Source organism: Erythrobacter sp. JB1-7, from assembly GCF_057365015.1.
Genome location: NZ_CP200291.1, coordinates 3,026,171 through 3,042,998, shown reverse-complemented (window position 1 = coordinate 3,042,998; position 16,828 = coordinate 3,026,171). Strand labels below are relative to the sequence as shown.

Here is a 16,828-nt window from a genome sequence, read left to right as displayed (position 1 = left end):
TTACCGCGGGGGTTTTTGGGGTGCTTGTGTCCACGTGCGCGTTCATTTGCCTGCTCCGTCCATGGGGTGATGGTCGGGCCATTTGATCTTGCGTTCGCGCGTTGCCTGCTCTGCCTGTTCTTGCAGGTGCCATGGCAGATCCTCGAACACATCTTCGAACATCGTGTGGAAGGGGTGATGCAGACCGTGTCCAAGAATGCCGTTTTTCTCGGCTTCTTTGGTCGTGGCTTTCACTTCCTCCGCGCATGCCTTGTCCATTGCCGCCTGACGGTCCTCATCCCATTCGCCGATTGCGATCATATGGTCTTTCAGCCGGGTGACCGGATCGCCCAGCGGCCATTCCAATTGCTCCTGCGCGCTGCGATAACCGGACGGATCATCCGACGTGGAGTGCCCCTCTGCCCGGTAGGTAAAGTATTCGATCAGCGTCGGGCCTTGGTTCGCCCTTGCCCGGTTCGCGGCCCATTGCTGCGCTGCAAAGCAAGCCAGTGCGTCATTGCCATCCACGCGCAGGCCAGCAATCCCATAACCCAGCGCCCGCGCGGCAAAGGTGGTGCGCTCTGCGCCAGCAAAACCGGAGAAGCTCGATATCGCCCACTGATTGTTGATAACATTGAGAATAACCGGTGCATTATAAACGCTCGCAAAGGTGCAGGCGCTGTGGAAATCGCCTTCTGCCGTGGAGCCTTCGCCCACCCATGTCGCCGCGATCCGGCTGTCGCCTTTAATCGCGCTTGCCATGGCCCAGCCGACCGCTTGCGGGGTTTGCGTGGCAAGATTGCCGGAAATGCTGAAAAAGCTGTGTTCGCGGCTCGAATACATTATCGGCAGCTGGCGGCCTTTCAGCTTGTCGCCTTTGTTTGAATAGATCTGATTGATCATCTCAATCAGCGGATAGCCGCGCGCGATCAGAATGCCCTGCTGGCGGTAAGATGGGAACACCATGTCATCGGAAGCCAGCGCCATAGAGGACGCCACGCTGGTCGCCTCTTCGCCGGTGCATTTCATGTAAAAGCTGGTCTTACCCTGACGCTGCCCGCGAAACATGCGTTCATCAAAGGCGCGCACCATCGCCATATGGCCCAGCATTGTGCGAAGCGTATCGGGATCAAGCTTGGGATCCCACGGCCCGTGCGCCTTGTTGTCATCGCCAAGAACCCGGACCAAGCCATAAGCATGGTCTTTCATATCCTCAGGCTTGGTTGCCTCATCAGGGCGCGGCTGATCGCCTGGCGCGCCAATATCGATGTCAGAGAAATCCGCCTTGTCGCCAGGGCGAAACTTTGGCTCTGGCACATGCAGGGCCAGCTGCGGGCGATTACCTGATGGATTGGCCCCATCGGCCATAAAACTCTCTCCCAAGACAGTGTTGGGATCATCGGGTATGTTAGCCAAAACCCTCGGTCAAGCGCGGGAAACTACACCGCAACAGGTGCCTTGATCGGGGGCATTGGCGCGTAATCATGCACCTCAAAATCCTCGATTGAGTAGTCGAAAATTGTTTCAGGCTTTCGTGTGATTGCGAGAGTGGGACTGCCTTTTGGTTCGCGAGTCAGTTGTTCCTCGATCAAATGCGCATGGTTGAGATACAGGTGAACATCGCCCCCCATCCACACCAGCTCGCCTGGCTGCATGCCCGTTTGATCCGCCATCATCCGCGTAAGAAGCGCGGCCGACCACAGGTTAAACGGCAGACCCAAAGCGACATCGCAAGACCGCTGGTACAGCACACAATTGAGCCGCGCATCCTGGCCGCTTCCGCTCACATGAAACTGGTAGGTCTTGTGGCACGGCGGCAATGCCATGCGGGGCACTTCGGCAACATTCCACCCCTCGATGATATGGCGGCGGCTGCCCGGATTGGTGCGCAAGCTCTCCACTACTTCAGCGACCTGATTGATGCCGGGCCCGCGCTCATAAAGGCCATCCTTGCGGTATTGGTAGGTGGGCCAATCCACCCATTGCTTGCCATACACCGGACCAAGATCGCCCCAGCGCCGCGCAAACGCCTCATCATCGGCGATCCGCGTGGCAAAATCATCGAGCGCAATATCCTCGCCCGTCTCTTTTACATAGCGAGCATGGGGCCATTCATTCCAGATCTTCACCCCTTGCAGCACCAGCGGGCGAATATTGGTTTCGCCGGTAAGGAACCACAGCATTTCGCGCGTGGCGGTTTTCCAATAGACCCGCTTGGTCGTCAGCAGCGGCATTGCGCCATCTGCCAGATCGTATCGCAATTGCGCCCCGCAAATGGAACGCGTGCCAACCCCTGTGCGATCGCCGCGTTCATCGCCATCTTCCCAGATGCGGCGCATCAGATCGAGATATTGCCATTCGGGATGCGCGCTGCCTCCATCAAGACGGGAGGGAATCGTTTCAGGTGTCTGCAAAGTCGCCATGGCGAAAACTATACGCAGCAAAAGCCCGCTTGCCACCCCGCCCATCCACACTTATAGGCGCGCCCCTACCGCATGATTGCGTTCAGGCATCGTGCAATTGAGTCGGGAAGTAGCTCAGCCTGGTAGAGCACCGTCTTCGGGAGGCGGGGGCCGGAGGTTCGAATCCTCTCTTCCCGACCAAGTATTCAGCCAAAACCGAAAAAGCGTGATGGCGGCTTCAAACAGCCATCATGTTCATCGCGGTAAAGCCCAGCGCCACTGTCAACAAACCCAATCCGGCTGACAATTGCACGCGCAGCAGCAGAAAATCGCGGCTCGCAAATCCCAGCGTGCGGTCAATTGCGGGCGACAAAGCAATAAACGCTCCCAGATACATCAGCGCAGGCCCCGGCCATTCCCAGCCAAATGTCCATGGCAAAAACAGCGCGACCGCCAACAGGCTGGGGATAACGGCAATGATGTAAGCGCCCGCGCCTGCTTTGCCTGCCTGAATGGCTTGCCCCCACCACACACCGCCCAAAAAGCTGAAAATCGCTGCGCCAAAGGCAAATCCGCCAGCGATTGCCGAATACGCATATTCGTGACCGCTCAGAGCAATGCCAAGGCAGATGCTTTGCGGCAGTAGCCCCAGATAACCCAGCAGCCGTGCAGCAGGCGTAAGCTCCTCAGTCTGGGAAGTTTCGGTAGAATTGATCTCGTCCATGGCATCAAAAGCGCATGGCGCCTTGCGCGGTTCCCGCTTGCGCCAAGGAACATGCACCGCCACTTTGAGTTTGGTAACAAAGCCCCTCTTCAAAAGGCGACCATTTCACTGTGTCAGACGATTTTTCCGACCTGCCCTCTTCCCAGCATTCCCGCGAAGATGATCGCGCCGCGCGCAAGCGGCACCGCTCTGTCCCATCGGGGCGGGTTTCGCGCTTTGCAACTTTTGGCAAGCTCGTCGGCGGGGTGGCAGGCGGCATGGCGGCCGAAGGTGCGCGCAGGCTGACCAGCGGGGAGAAGATATCGACCCGCGATCTGATTTTGACCCCCGGCAATGCCAAACGCCTGACCGAACGTTTGTCTCACTTGCGCGGGGCGGCCATGAAAATGGGTCAGATGATCAGCTTGGATGCAGGCGAGTTTCTGCCCGATGAACTGGCCAAGATTATGGCCACTTTGCGCGATCAGGCGCATTTTATGCCGGCAAAGCAGCTCGATCAGGTGCTCAAATCGGAATGGGGCAATGACTGGCGCCGCCAATTCCGCTGGTTCAACCCGCGCCCCATTGCCGCTGCCAGCATTGGCCAGGTGCACAAAGCGCTGACCCGCGATGGCGAGGAATTGGCGATCAAAGTGCAATATCCCGGCGTTGCCAAAAGCATTGATAGCGATGTCGATAATGTGATGACTTTGCTGAAAGTCGCAGGCTTTGCCCCGCCCGAACTCGAAGTCGACAAACTGCTCGCCGCAGCCAAAAAACAGCTGCACGAAGAGGCGGATTACGAGCGCGAGGGCCAGCAATTGCAGCTCTATCGCGAAAAACTGGCCGGCGTGCCCGGCTTTGTCGTGCCCAGCTTGCACGAAGGGCTGACGCGCGGAGCTATCCTGGCGATGTCGTTTGAAGAAGGCGCTGATATCGAGGAGCTGGCCAAGGAGCCCGACGACCGCCGCGATGAGGTGTTTGGCCGCTTGCTGCGTCTGGTTGCGCGCGAATTGTTCGAATTCGGTGTGATGCAGACCGATCCCAATTTCGCCAATTTCCAGTTTCGCCGGGAAACAGGCGAGATTGTGCTACTTGATTTTGGAGCCTGCCGCCCGGTCGATCCTGATGTCGCCAATGGCTATCGCAAAATGCTCGAAGCGGGCCTTGTGGGCAATCGCGATGAGGTGCGCCAAGCGACGCTCGATGCAGGGTTTATGCAGCCCATCGTGGTTGAAAAGCATGGCGAACGGGTCGATAAAATGATCGACATAGTTATCGGCGAAATGCGCCGCGATGCGCCGTTCGATTTTGGCGACCGGGCCTTTATCCCGGATCTGCGCGAGGAAGGTTTTGAAATCGCGCAGGACAAGGACACCTGGGCTTTCCCGCCGATTGAGACTCTGTTTGTACAGCGTAAAGTATCGGGCACCGCGCTCCTGGGCGCGCGGCTGAAAGCCAAGGTCAATATCCGCCGCATCACCGAAGAAGTGCTGGAATCGACCAAACCCATGACGGCGAGCGCGGCCTGAAACGCGCCCGGCACCTGAACGGCGTTACCTGCGTGTAAAACCCTATTCGGCCTATCAGCGTCTATTTACTCAAAATTCAGCAATGTAAGTTGTGGCTTAGTTTCAATTGCAACGCTAAAGCGCTGATATGTTGGAACGCCGCAAGCCTGAATTGAGCATATTGTTCGTATGCCTCGGCAATATCTGCCGTTCGCCCATGGCAGAGGGCGCGTTTCGCGCTGCGTGCGAGGAAGCGGGCTTTGACTGCCGTATCGATTCGGCGGGAACAGGTGCATACCACATCGGCAATCCGCCCGATCCGCGTGCGATCAAGGTCGCAAATGAGAACCGCGCTTACATCGCCGATCTTCAGGCCCGCCAATTGCAGCGGACCGATTTCTACGACTTCACCCATATTTTCGCGCTCGACCGCGCCAATCTTGAAGGTATGAAAGCGATCGCCCCGCGTGACGGCACGGCGTCAATTGCCATGCTGATGGATGCGGTTGAAGGCCGCGAGAATGAGCCAGTGAAAGACCCTTATTACGGCGATGAGGATGATTTTCGCCGCGCCTGGGACGATATCAACGCGGCTGCCCATGCACTTGTCACCAGCTTTCAAGAACGCGGTGTAAAGGTCGAATTTTAAGCGTTTATCGGATAATCCTATCCGCCGCGCAGCAATTGGACACCCCAATCGCGCTCAAACAGATACAGCAATATCCGCGCGGCCTCACCCCTGGCTGACGTCAATCCGCCATCATGCTCGATCAGCATGCGCGCATCGGCGTGCGCGATGGGGAGCATTTTTTGCACCTGTTCCAGATCAGCAATACGAAACGCCGCATCGCCCGATTGGCGCGTGCCCAAGAGTTCCCCGCCGCCGCGCAGCTCCAGATCCTCTTCGGCAATGCGAAACCCGTCCTGTGTCTCGCGCATCAGAGCGAGCCGCTTCTTGCCGGTTTCCGACAGCTCATTGCCGCGAAGCAGCAGGCAGGTCGATTTGTCAGCCCCTCGCCCCACACGACCGCGCAGCTGGTGCAATTGCGCAAGGCCGAACCGCTCTGCCTGTTCGATCACCATCAGAGTGGACGACGGCACATCAACCCCGACTTCGATCACTGTGGTGGCGATCAGCAGTTTCGCATCGCCGCGCGCAAAGCTTTCCATATTGGCGTCTTTGATCTCAGGCTTAAGCTGTCCGTGGACGAGCGTGACCGCATCGCCGAAGCGTTCTTTTAGCCCCGCATAACGCATCTCAGCCGCCGCAATATCGGCCACTTCGCTGTCTCGCACCATGGGGCAAACCCAATAGGCCTGCTGCCCTGTGGCAAGGTGGCGCTCAACGCCTGCAACCACATCATCGAGCCGTTCCTGCGCCACCACGCGGGTATCAATCGCTTGCCTTCCCGGCGGCAATTCATCCAGACGGCTCACATCCATTTCGCCATATTGCGCAAGAGTGAGCGAGCGCGGGATCGGGGTCGCTGTCATCGCCAGAGTGTGCGGCGCGCGCCTCCCCTTGCCTGCCAGGGCAAGCCTTTGCGCCACGCCAAAGCGGTGTTGTTCATCAATCACCACAAGGCCCAGATCCTTGTAGCTCACGGTGTCCTGAAAAATCGCATGGGTGCCCACGAGAATGTCAATCGAGCCGTCGAGCAGCCCCATCAGGATGCTCTCGCGTTCCTTGCCTTTGGCGCGGCCCGTCAACAGCGCGACTTCTGCCCCCGTAGGCGCAGCCATTTTGCGCAAGGTCTCAAAATGCTGGCGCGCGAGGATTTCGGTGGGGGCGAGCATTGCCGCCTGTTTGCCCGCTTCGACCGCGATTAGCATGGCCGCGAGCGCAACCACCGTTTTACCCGCTCCCACATCGCCTTGCAGCAGGCGCAGCATGGGCGCTTCTTGCTGCAGATCGCCTTCGATCTCAGCAATGGAGCGTTTCTGCGCGCCTGTCATCTCAAACGGCAACTGCAGCTTTGCGCGTAAGGCGCCATCCCCTGCCAGTGCCTGCCCGCGCCGCCGCCGGCTATCCGCTTTCACCAGCAACAGCGCCAGCGAATTGGCAAGCAGCTCATCATAGGCCAGCCGGTCGCGTGCGCTCTGGTGCTGATCCTTATGCGCCAGATGCAGCGCATCGCGCCATGCGGGCCATCCAGCAGCATCAAACTGGCCCGGCTCAATCCATTCAGGCAATTCGGGCACCTGCGCCAAAGCCTTGGCGACGAGCCCCGCCACGCGCGGCTGCGTCAATCCTTCGGATAGGCGGTAGACAGGTTCGTTCATCCGCGCGAGATGGGCCGCAGAATCCTCTTCCACATGGTCCGGGTGCACAATCTGGAGCATATCGCCATACCGGTCCAATCGCCCGGCAACCCAGCGTTTCTCTCCCACAGGGAGCTGCTTTTTCGCGGTGTATGACGCGCGGCCAAAATAGGTGAGCGCGCAGATATTGCCCGCCTCATCCTGCGCCAGCACCCGGTACGGCCCGCGCCCCGGATTGCGGGGGCTGCGGTGTTCAGTTGGCGTCAGCGCGATGATAACCTGCTCGCCCTCACCGCCTTCATCCAGATCAGCAATCACCCGCCGAGTGACGAAGCGTTCGGGCAGATGATAGGCAAAATCCTTGATCCGAGTGAGGCCAAGTTTTTCGAGAGGCTTGGCCAATTTCGGCCCGACGCCGTCCAGCGCATCGTTTGTCGCAAACAGAGGGTTGAGAATATCGGGACGCATTGCGTTCTTCTTAAGCACCATCGTCATCCCAGCGAAAGCTGGGATCGCCATCGGATCGAGCTTGCCTGTTGATAGCGATCCCAGCTTTCACTGGGATGACGAATTGGCTAAGCACTCCACCATGACTGACACGCCCCCATTCGATGCGCGCTTGGCCCGCGCCAAATTCCGCAGCTGGCACCGCGGCACGCGCGAAGCTGACTATATGATCGGCGGCTTTTTCGACCGATATTCAGCCAATTGGGGGGAGGATGAGCTTGGGTGGTTTGAAGACCTGCTCGATGAAGACGACGTGGATATCATGGCGTGGGCGCTCAAAACGCAGGATGTCCCGGAAAAATTCGCAGGCCCGCTGATCGAAGCGATGATGAAGCTCGATTACGTCGACATTCCGCGCTAGGCGGCCTGCCAACCTTAATTTTTTAGCTCTGCGCGGAAACGCCCAGAGCTGTTTGCGTTTCTGCTATTCGAGTTTGAAAATTATCCATGACTGACCTCTCCCGTATCCTTACGGCCAAAACGCCGCTAACTCTCGCTTCGCTACCGCGCGGGGCTGTGCCTTTGGTGATGAGCGATCTGGCGCGGGCTGCATCCCGGCGCGCGGTGTTTATCGCCGCCGATGATGCCGCGATGCGGTCAGTGGCAGAGGCCGCGCGGTTCTTTGCGCCCGAAGTGGAAGTGCTGGAATTTCCCGCATGGGATTGCCTGCCCTATGACCGCGCCTCGCCAGCATTGTCGATCAGCGCGGCGAGGCTGTCAGCCTTGTTCAAGCTGCAATCGGGCGGCGGCAAACCGCAATTGCTGGTGACAACAATCAATGCTTGCCTCCAACGCGCGCTCACCCCGTTCCGCATCCGCGAAAGCGTGCGCGAGTTCAAATCGGGCACCGTGATCGGCCATGACAGCCTTGCCGCCCTCCTCACTCGCCAAGGATATTCGCGCACCGATACGGTCGTCGATCACGGCGAATTTGCAGTGCGCGGATCGGTGGTGGACATTTTCCCATCCTCGCTGGACCAAGGCTTGCGTCTCGATTTCTTTGGGGATGAGCTGGAAAGCCTGCGCCTGTTTGATCCGAACACTCAGCGTTCGACCGGGCGTCTGAATGAGCATCTATTGCTGCCTGCATCTGAGGCTTTGATTGATCCCGACAGCATCAAACGGTTCCGATCACGCTATCGCGAACAATTTGGCGCAGCCGCCACGCAAGACCCGCTTTATGAAGCGGTCAGCGATGGGCGCAGGCTGGCGGGGATGGAACATTGGCTTCCTCTGTTTGAGGAAAAGCTTGCCACTTTGTTCGATCATCTGGGCGACAATGATGCGGTGGTGATCGACCAAAGCGCGCTGGGTGCAGGCGAAGAGCGCCTAAAGGACATCGCCGATTACCACGAACAGCGCACGCAGGTGGCAGGCGATAAGTCAGGTTCCTACCGCCCGCTTGCTGCCGATGCGCTCTATCTGGCGCAATCCGAACTCACCTCCAGTTTGGACAGCGCCCCTGCCCACCGCGCGAGCGTCTTTGCCGCGCCTGAAGGCGATAAGGCGGTGGATTTCGGCTTCAAAGCCTCACGCGATTTCACCCCCGAACGCGCGCGGGGGGACAATGTTTACGACGCGGCGGGCAAGCATTTCGGCGCGCTCGCAAAATCAGGCAGGAAGCCGCTCTTTGCCGCCTATTCGCAAGGTTCCGCCAAACGCATCGCTTCGATCCTCGAAGAAGCCGGCACCCCAACCGCGCTCGCTGGCACATGGCAAGAGGCATTGGGCGCAGCGGCCAAGGGGCAAGCGACCGCGATGGTTCTGCCGCTGGAGACAGGGTTCGCCAATGCCGACCTCGAGCTGCTGACCGAGCAAGACGTGCTGGGCGACCGGCTCGTGCGGCGCAAGAAAAAGCGTAAAGGTTCCGATGCTTTCCTTGCTGAATTGCAAGCATTGGCGCGCGGTGATCTGGTCGTCCATGTCGAACACGGCATCGGCAAATATCTCGGCCTTGATCCTGTCTCCGTTGGCAAAAGCCAGCACGATTGCGTTACGCTTGAATATGCGGGCGGCGATAAGCTTTTCATCCCGGTTGAGAACATCGATGTCCTCTCGCGCTATGGCTCCTCCGAAGAATCCGTTCCGCTGGACCGATTGGGCGGCGAAGCATGGCAAAAACGCCGCGCGCGCCTTAAAGAACGCATCACCGCCATTGCAGGCGAGCTGATGAAAGTGGCCGCCGCACGAGCACTCAAGAAAGCGCCCGTTTTTGAAGCAGAAGAGGCCAGCTACAACCAATTCGCCGACCGTTTCCCATGGGAGGAAACCGAGGATCAGGACGCGGCCATCGCCGACGTATTGCGCGATTTGGAAAGCGGCAAACCGATGGACCGCCTGGTGTGCGGCGATGTGGGCTTTGGCAAAACCGAAGTCGCTTTGCGCGCCGCTTTCGTCGCCGCCATGAACGGCCAGCAGGTTGCCATGGTCGCGCCCACCACTTTGCTTGCCCGCCAGCATTTCCAGAATTTCTCCGAACGCTTTGCCGGATTCCCGCTCAAAATCGGGCGGCTGTCGCGGCTCGTCTCTTCCAAAGAAGCGAGCGAAACCCGCGAAGGACTTGCCTCTGGCGATATCGACATTGTGGTGGGCACCCATGCAATCCTGTCGAAATCAACCGAGTTCAAAAACCTTGGCCTTGTGATCGTCGATGAGGAACAGCGCTTTGGCGTGACGCACAAAGAGAAACTCAAAACCCTGCGTGCCGATGTGCATATGCTGACGCTGACCGCGACGCCCATTCCGCGCACGCTGCAAATGGCTATGACAGGATTGCGCGAGCTTTCGACCATCCAAACCCCGCCCGTCGATCGCCTAGCGGTGCGCACATATGTGATGGAATGGGACGAGATGGTGATGCGCGAGGCTTTGCTGCGCGAACACCATCGCGGCGGGCAAAGCTTTATCGTGGTGCCGCGCATTGCCGACATGCAGGCGGTCGAAGAATGGCTGCGCGAAACCGTTCCGGAAGTGAAATGCGTCTCTGCCCATGGTCAAATGGGCGCGAATGAAATCGAAGAGCGCATGAGCGCCTTTTACGAAGGCAAATACGAAGTGCTCCTGTCCACAACCATCGTAGAATCCGGCCTCGACCTGCCATCGGCCAACACAATCATCATCCACCGCGCAGACCGCTTTGGCCTCGCCCAGCTTTACCAATTGCGCGGCCGCGTGGGCCGGTCAAAGCTTCGTGCTTATGCCTATCTGACTTACGAAAAAGACGTTCAATTGTCCGAAATTGCGGAAAAGCGCCTCAAAGTGCTCGGCGATTTGGACAGTTTGGGCGCAGGCTTCCAACTCGCCAGCCACGATCTCGATATCAGAGGTGCGGGCAATCTGTTGGGCGATGAACAATCGGGCCATATCCGCGAGGTTGGCTTTGAGCTGTACCAAAGCATGCTCGAAGATGCGATTATGGCCGCGAAAGCGGGCGATGCAGGATTGGAGGCAAGCCGCGATGCCTTGTCACCGCAAATCACCGTCGATGCGCCGATCATGATCCCGGAGAATTACGTCCCCGATCTAGCCGTGCGCATGGCGCTCTATCGCCGCCTCAACCAGGCGCAAGACAAGGCGGAAATTGAGGGGCTCGCCGCGGAAATGATCGACCGTTTCGGCGATCTGCCTGCGCCCACACAAAACCTCGTTCGCCTGATAGAGATCAAACATCAGGCCATCACCGCCAATATCGCCAAAATCGATGTGGGAGCGCGCGGGACTTTAGTGACATTCCACCAAGACGATTTCCCCGATGGTCCAGGCCTTATCGCCTATGTTGACCGGCTGAACGAAGGGGGCCGCGAAACCGCGAAATTGCGCCCTGATATGAAACTGGTCATCAACCGGGCGTGGGGCGACCCGAAAAGCCGGCTGAACGGTTTGTTCCAATTGACCAAGGGATTGTCAGGCATCGTGCGCAAAGCGCAGCGCGCCCAAAAGAAAGCGGCCTAATTCTGGGCTGAGCGCGCCACGCCCAGCATATCCTCGCTGCTCATCGGCTGCGCTTTCAAAAAGCCCTGCCAGTAATCGCACCCTTCGCTGATGACGGCAGCGCGTTGGATCTCGCTCTCGATCCCCTCGGCGTACACATCCAGATCGAGCGCCTTACCAAGGCCCATGATCGCGCGCAGAACCGCAATCGCTTTGGGATCGCCGGGAATGCCTTTGACCATCACCCGGTCAAGCTTGAGCGCATCCAGCGGCAATTCTCGCAGATACTGAAAGTTGCAAAAGCCTGCGCCAAAATCATCCAATGCCGTGCGAAAGCCCAGCTTGCGCAGGCCGGACAGCGCGATGCTTGCCTGACTCAGATTGCGCAGCAGCAAATCCTCGGTAATTTCCAGCATCAAACGCGAAGGGTTAATCCGGCTCATCCCGATCAGTTCGGCAAAGTCCGCTGGAAAGCGCGGATCGCCCATTTCCTCCGGCGTTATGTTGAGTGACAGGCTGAGATTTTCAGGCCAAGAGGCCGCCTCTTCCAAAGCGCGCGCGACCACATGGCGCGACAAAGGCGCCACCAATGCCGCGCGTTCGGCAATTGCGAACAGATCGCTCGCGCCAATCTCTCCAAGCGAGGGATGCTGCCACCGGGCCAAAGCCTCCGCCCCACTAACAGTTGCATCCTCGCACGCAAATTGCGGCTGAAACAGCACTTCGATCTCACAATGATCAAGCGCGCGCAGCAGATCGCTTTCCAGCGCGCCGGGAGGCACACCAGGCAGAACGCCGCGAGTTGTGCCCTGCAGGGTTGATCCTCTTAAAGAGGTGCGCGTGTTTCGCTGTGCGTGATCCATGGCACTCTACATAGGCGCACTTTAACGGAATTGACCATGGCAATTGCAAATCGACCGATAATGGAACATCAGGATTGGCCCGTAGTGGAGGTGTTTTAACTGAGCCCCGCTTAGGTCGGTCAATTAAGGCCTTTTGCGTAAACGATCAGGCCATGGCGATGGAGACGACGATAACCACACATCCCGCCAGTGAAAGCGACGGCACATCGCGGATCGCTCTGCTCGCGTCCGATACACCGCGAGCGCAAGAAGCGCGCGCAGCATTGCTGGATCAGCACAATTGGTGCCCGCTCGAAAACGCGCGCGTGGCCGTGGTTCTGGGGGGCGATGGCTTTATGCTTCAAACCCTGCACGCCATGCTGGATGCGGGCCGAGTGATCCCTGCCTACGGTATCAATCTGGGAACAGTCGGCTTTTTGATGAACCCGTTTGATGAGACAATGTCAGTGCTTGATCGGTTATCGCGCACCAAGGCAAAACGGATCGCGCCGCTGCGGATCAAAGCGACCACGCAGGACGGCACCGTGTATGCTTTGCGCGCGATCAATGAATTGTCGCTGCTGCGCGAAACCCGGCAAACCGCCAAGATCGAAGTAACCGTGGGCAGCCGCGTGCGCATAAATGAGCTGGTTGGCGACGGCGTTTTGGTGGCGACACCCGCGGGGTCAACCGCCTATAATCTGTCTGCCAATGGCCCGATCCTGCCGCTGGGCAGCCAGATGCTTGCCCTCACCCCTATCAGCCCATTTCGCCCCAGACGCTGGCGCGGCGCGATCCTGCCCGATCAGATGCGGATTAAGCTGCGCGTGCTCGAAGCGCACAAGCGCCCCGTATCCGCAGTGGCCGACCAGAAAGAACTGCGCGACATTGCCGAGGTCACTCTCGATATCGATCACGAAACCGAATTGGAGCTGTTGTTTGACCCCGGCCAATCGCTCGAAGACCGGATTGTGTCAGAACAATTTGTGGTGGATTAACAATTGCGCGTTATACCCCCTTGCATTGCGCAAAGCGCGCTCATATACGCGGCTCACCTTGTTTCGGAGAGAAACCCGAAGCGATGTTCCCCGATAGCTCAGCGGTAGAGTAGGTGACTGTTAATCACTTGGTCGTTGGTTCGAATCCAACTCGGGGAGCCATTTTTCAGGCGATTCTGACCTATCCAACGCATGCCGAACTGCATGTGAAGATCATAGCAGATCCGGTTCTTCGAAAATTTGAGGGCGGAAAATCAATATCCAGATCGATGCCGTAAACATAGAAAATGCGGGCCTTGCCGTCCGGCGTATTCACAATGAGATACTCGGATTGTGATCTCTCAACCGTTTGATTGCGCTTTGGGCCGGTTTGAATGTCAAACTTCAACGGCCCCAAAGAGCGTGCAATCTTCAGCTTTGCCGATCCTTCGATGAATTCGACTTTGAAAGGCAATGGCGCCAACTCAACCGCAAAGGTCGTCGACCATTTCGAATTTTGCCGCCTCGTTGCTGTCAGGCCGCCAAGCCTCTTGCGCTGGCGTGTCAATTCTCTGGTCATCGAAACAAAACGCTTGTGATCATTCCATGACAGGGAGTTACATTTAACCGGTCGATCCGTGTATGACGATGCCATTCGAAATCCTCCGCGGACCGCATTCCTATAGGGTTCAACCGATTTAGGCGCAGAGATCGAATAGCGCCCCTTCTGTTTCTGCGACAAGCGCATTTTGCGCTCCGTATTTATCCAACGGAAGCTCAGCCTGCAAACCGCGCGATTGACGTTTGCGAAATGATCATGATTGGCACCTTGCTTTCGATGGCGGGAAGTCACCGCCCAGTGGCGGTCAACTTCCGCAAGGTCTTTGATCATCTGAAACGAGTATTTATCAAGATATGAAACAGTGCCTATCTCCCAGGCATTCATCATCGCTCTATCAATCGCAGAAGCTGGCGATTCCAGAGCAAGTAAAGGCGCGAAGAGAACAGGCAAAAAGCGCGTGCTCATTGCGAATTCCAATCTCTAATTTTTACGATGTTTAAATAATACATAAAAACCGAACGGAATCAACCAATTTTTAGATGAGTTATCTGATGGTCGAGAAAGTGACAGTTTGGACTGGGAAGCCCCCTTCAAACACCCCTTAGAACAGCCCCTCAATCTCACCCGTTTCATCCAGATAGATCGTCTCCGCAGCCGGTTTCTTGGGCAGGCCGGGCATCGTCATAATCCCTCCGCAGATTGCCACAACGAAACCCGCGCCCGCTGACAGGCGCACTTCGCTTATTTCGACTGTGTGGTCGTCCGGCGCTCCGACTTTGGATGGATCGGTGCTGAAGGATGATTGGGTTTTCGCCATGCAAACGGGGAAGTGGCCGTATCCCATGCTTTCCCATTGCGTAAGCTGTTTGCGGATTGCCGGGCTGATGCTCACCTCCCTCGCGCGGTAGATTTGGGTCGCGACAGTCGTAATCTTGTCTGCCAGCGGCATGTCTGATGGGTAGAGGAGCTTAAAATCAGGTGCGCCTGCATCGGCTTTTGCTGCGACGACCCGCGCCAGCTCTTCAGCGCCCTCGCCGCCTTTGGCCCAGTGTTCGCATGATACCACTTCGGCGCCTTTGGCAGCGGCCATATCCTTTATGACAGCAATTTCTTCGGGCGTATCGAGATGGAAGTGATTGATCGCGACAACTGGCTCCACGCCGAACTTTTTGATGTTTTCGATATGCCGCGCGAGATTGGCGAACCCTTTCCCGATGGCCTGGGGATTGGGCGTATTGAGGCTGTCTTTCGCCGCTCCGCCATTCATCTTGAGCGCGCGGCATGTCGCGACCAGCACAATCGCATCGGGTTTGAGGCCCGAAAGGCGGCATTTGATATCGAGGAACTTTTCCGCGCCCAAATCCGCGCCAAAGCCCGCCTCCGTCACCACATAATCGGCCAGTTTCAACGCCGTTTTCGTTGCAATAATGCTGTTGCAGCCATGCGCGATATTCGCAAAGGGGCCGCCATGCAGCAATGCTGGGCGCTGTTCCAAGGTCTGGACAAGATTGGGCAGAACCGCGTCTTTCAACAAGGCTGCCATCGCGCCATCTGCCTTAACATCGCGGCAGAAAACCGGAGTCCGATCGCGCCTGTATCCAATAACAATATCGCCAAGCCGGCGGCGCAGATCATCAAGATCGGAAGCGAGGCACAAAATCGCCATCACTTCCGATGCGACGGTGATGTCAAAGCCGGTCTCGCGCGGAAAGCCATTAGCCACGCCGCCCAGCGACGCCGTGATCTGGCGCAGCGCGCGATCATTCATATCGAGCACCCGTTTCCAGGTGACCCGGCGCACATCGATATCAAGCGGATTGCCCCAATGGACCGAGTTGTCGATCATCGCGGCAAGCAGGTTGTGCGCGCTTGAAATGGCGTGAAAATCGCCGGTGAAATGCAGGTTAATCTCATCCATCGGCATAACCTGTGACCGGCCGCCACCTGCCCCGCCGCCTTTCATTCCAAAGCACGGGCCAAGCGATGGCTCTCGCAGGCACAGCATGGTTTTCTTGCCGATCCGGTGGAGCGCATCTGACAGGCCGATGGATGTCGTTGTCTTACCCTCGCCCGCAGGCGTTGGGTTGATCGCGGTGACCAGGATGAGCTTGCCCCCTGGTTTCTCACCCTTGCTCGCATCGGGCAATGCGGATGTGTCGATCTTGCCCTTATATCGTCCATAGGGGATCAGCGCGTCATCCGGGATACCGGCATCCTGCGCGATTTCGGCGATGGGTTTCAAAATGGCCTGACGGGCAATTTCAACATCGGTGGGCAATTTCAATCTTCCCCTGTTTGGCAGAATTGCGCCCGATCACTCCAAGCAACATAACGCAGGCGAAGCAAGCTGCCTTGCGCGCCAATCACATTATCCCGCTATCAAAATCCTAACCCCCACAATCAGAACCAGAGCCGCCGTCAGCCACCTGACCCAGCGCACAGGCAGAACGCGCGCAGCCATTACGCTGCCGATCTGGCCGCCAATAGCCACCGCGATCAGCAGCGGGAGGCTGTATCCAATCGCACCTGTAAACGCGCCGGGGCCTTGCTTGGCCAATTGCCCCGCGAGGCCGAACAGCGAATTGATGAGGATGAAAAGGCTTGCCGTGGCAGCAATGGCGCGCGCGTCTTTCCACCGCGTCAGATGAAGAAGCGGCGCAAGGAATATCCCGCCGCCAATGCCGACCAGCCCTGCAACAAGGCCCATGGGCGCGGCAACTAACGGCATGGCGTTGGCGAACCGTGTCGGCTCGTTTGCCGCTGACGGGCTGACAGGAACGAGCAAGGTCACGCCGGTCAGGATAAGGCTGATGCCGAGCAGCGCCATAAACAGCGCCTCATCCACCGGGATCAGCCCGCCAATAAAGGCTGCGGGCGCGGCCAAAGCGGTGAGCCCCAGCGCGCCGCGCCATGGCACCAAACCCGCGCGCGCAAACCGCACGCTGGCCCCTGCAACAACAACAATATTACACGCCAACGCGACCAAAGGCAGCAGGCGGTAATCCAGCCCCGATATCGCGAGCAGAGCGGCATAAGTCGAACCGCCGCCAAACCCGACGCTCGCATAAAGCAGCGCCGTCACCGCAAAGGCGAGCGCCAAAAGCGCAGGGATCGCACCAATCACGGGCTAGCCCCTTTCTGACGCGCCGCGCG

Annotated in this window: 13 protein-coding genes and 2 tRNA genes; 7 read left to right on the top strand and 8 right to left on the bottom strand. The window is 58.1% G+C overall.

Annotated features, from left to right (window positions below; all coding sequences use genetic code 11):
* Nucleotides 1-42: 42 nt before the first annotated feature.
* Nucleotides 43-1,347: a thiamine pyrophosphate-dependent enzyme gene (locus AC0V6W_RS14830; RefSeq protein WP_486151681.1), complete on the bottom strand. Its 1,305-nt coding sequence runs from the start codon at nucleotides 1,345-1,347 to the stop codon at nucleotides 43-45.
* Between the two features lie 71 nt (nucleotides 1,348-1,418).
* Nucleotides 1,419-2,402, bottom strand: a complete 984-nt coding sequence (thyA, locus tag AC0V6W_RS14825; protein WP_486151256.1) for a thymidylate synthase — start codon at nucleotides 2,400-2,402, stop codon at nucleotides 1,419-1,421.
* A 103-nt stretch (nucleotides 2,403-2,505) separates the two neighbouring features.
* On the opposite strand from thyA, the gene AC0V6W_RS14820 reads away from it, so the two are divergent.
* A tRNA-Pro gene (locus tag AC0V6W_RS14820) sits at nucleotides 2,506-2,582 on the top strand.
* Between the two features lie 37 nt (nucleotides 2,583-2,619).
* Here AC0V6W_RS14820 and AC0V6W_RS14815 read toward each other — a convergent pair.
* Nucleotides 2,620-3,105, bottom strand: a complete 486-nt coding sequence (locus AC0V6W_RS14815) for a DUF3429 domain-containing protein (protein ID WP_486151254.1) — start codon at nucleotides 3,103-3,105, stop codon at nucleotides 2,620-2,622.
* Nucleotides 3,106-3,215: 110 nt separating this feature from the next.
* Between AC0V6W_RS14815 and AC0V6W_RS14810 the strand changes: the two genes are divergently transcribed.
* Nucleotides 3,216-4,616, top strand: coding sequence for an ABC1 kinase family protein (locus AC0V6W_RS14810; protein ID WP_486151252.1), 1,401 nt, complete (start codon nucleotides 3,216-3,218; stop codon nucleotides 4,614-4,616).
* A 127-nt stretch (nucleotides 4,617-4,743) separates the two neighbouring features.
* On the top strand, nucleotides 4,744-5,244 hold the full coding sequence (locus AC0V6W_RS14805; protein ID WP_486151250.1) for a low molecular weight protein-tyrosine-phosphatase: 501 nt from the start codon (nucleotides 4,744-4,746) through the stop codon (nucleotides 5,242-5,244).
* A gap of 17 nt (nucleotides 5,245-5,261) precedes the next feature.
* Here AC0V6W_RS14805 and recG read toward each other — a convergent pair whose 3' ends face one another.
* Entirely contained in the window at nucleotides 5,262-7,325 is a 2,064-nt protein-coding gene (gene recG / locus AC0V6W_RS14800; RefSeq protein WP_486151679.1) for an ATP-dependent DNA helicase RecG, read from the bottom strand.
* A gap of 121 nt (nucleotides 7,326-7,446) precedes the next feature.
* Here recG and AC0V6W_RS14795 point away from each other — a divergent pair, with 121 nt between their 5' ends.
* Nucleotides 7,447-7,725: an FAD assembly factor SdhE gene (locus AC0V6W_RS14795; protein ID WP_486151248.1), complete on the top strand. Its 279-nt coding sequence runs from the start codon at nucleotides 7,447-7,449 to the stop codon at nucleotides 7,723-7,725.
* A gap of 86 nt (nucleotides 7,726-7,811) precedes the next feature.
* Entirely contained in the window at nucleotides 7,812-11,315 is a 3,504-nt protein-coding gene (gene mfd, locus AC0V6W_RS14790) for a transcription-repair coupling factor (RefSeq protein ID WP_486151246.1), read from the top strand.
* Here the strand turns inward: mfd and AC0V6W_RS14785 are convergent.
* Nucleotides 11,312-12,157 (bottom strand): EAL domain-containing protein, encoded by an 846-nt coding sequence (locus tag AC0V6W_RS14785; RefSeq protein WP_486151244.1) that lies wholly within the window; start codon nucleotides 12,155-12,157, stop codon nucleotides 11,312-11,314. The two genes, mfd and AC0V6W_RS14785, sit on opposite strands and share 4 nt — an antisense overlap.
* A 152-nt stretch (nucleotides 12,158-12,309) precedes the next feature.
* Between AC0V6W_RS14785 and AC0V6W_RS14780 the strand changes: the two genes are divergently transcribed.
* Nucleotides 12,310-13,134 (top strand): NAD kinase, encoded by an 825-nt coding sequence (locus AC0V6W_RS14780; RefSeq protein WP_486151242.1) that lies wholly within the window; start codon nucleotides 12,310-12,312, stop codon nucleotides 13,132-13,134.
* Nucleotides 13,135-13,221: 87 nt separating this feature from the next.
* Nucleotides 13,222-13,296, top strand: a tRNA-Asn gene (locus AC0V6W_RS14775).
* 19 nt (nucleotides 13,297-13,315) lie between these two features.
* Here the strand turns inward: AC0V6W_RS14775 and AC0V6W_RS14770 are convergent.
* From AC0V6W_RS14770 to AC0V6W_RS14760, 3 genes are all read right to left on the bottom strand, one after another.
* Complete coding sequence (locus AC0V6W_RS14770; protein WP_486151240.1) at nucleotides 13,316-14,140, bottom strand: hypothetical protein; 825 nt, start codon at nucleotides 14,138-14,140, stop codon at nucleotides 13,316-13,318.
* 136 nt (nucleotides 14,141-14,276) lie between these two features.
* Complete coding sequence (locus AC0V6W_RS14765; protein WP_486151238.1) at nucleotides 14,277-15,953, bottom strand: formate--tetrahydrofolate ligase; 1,677 nt, start codon at nucleotides 15,951-15,953, stop codon at nucleotides 14,277-14,279.
* A gap of 90 nt (nucleotides 15,954-16,043) precedes the next feature.
* Nucleotides 16,044-16,799: a sulfite exporter TauE/SafE family protein gene (locus AC0V6W_RS14760; protein WP_486151236.1), complete on the bottom strand. Its 756-nt coding sequence runs from the start codon at nucleotides 16,797-16,799 to the stop codon at nucleotides 16,044-16,046.
* Nucleotides 16,800-16,828 lie beyond the last annotated feature (29 nt).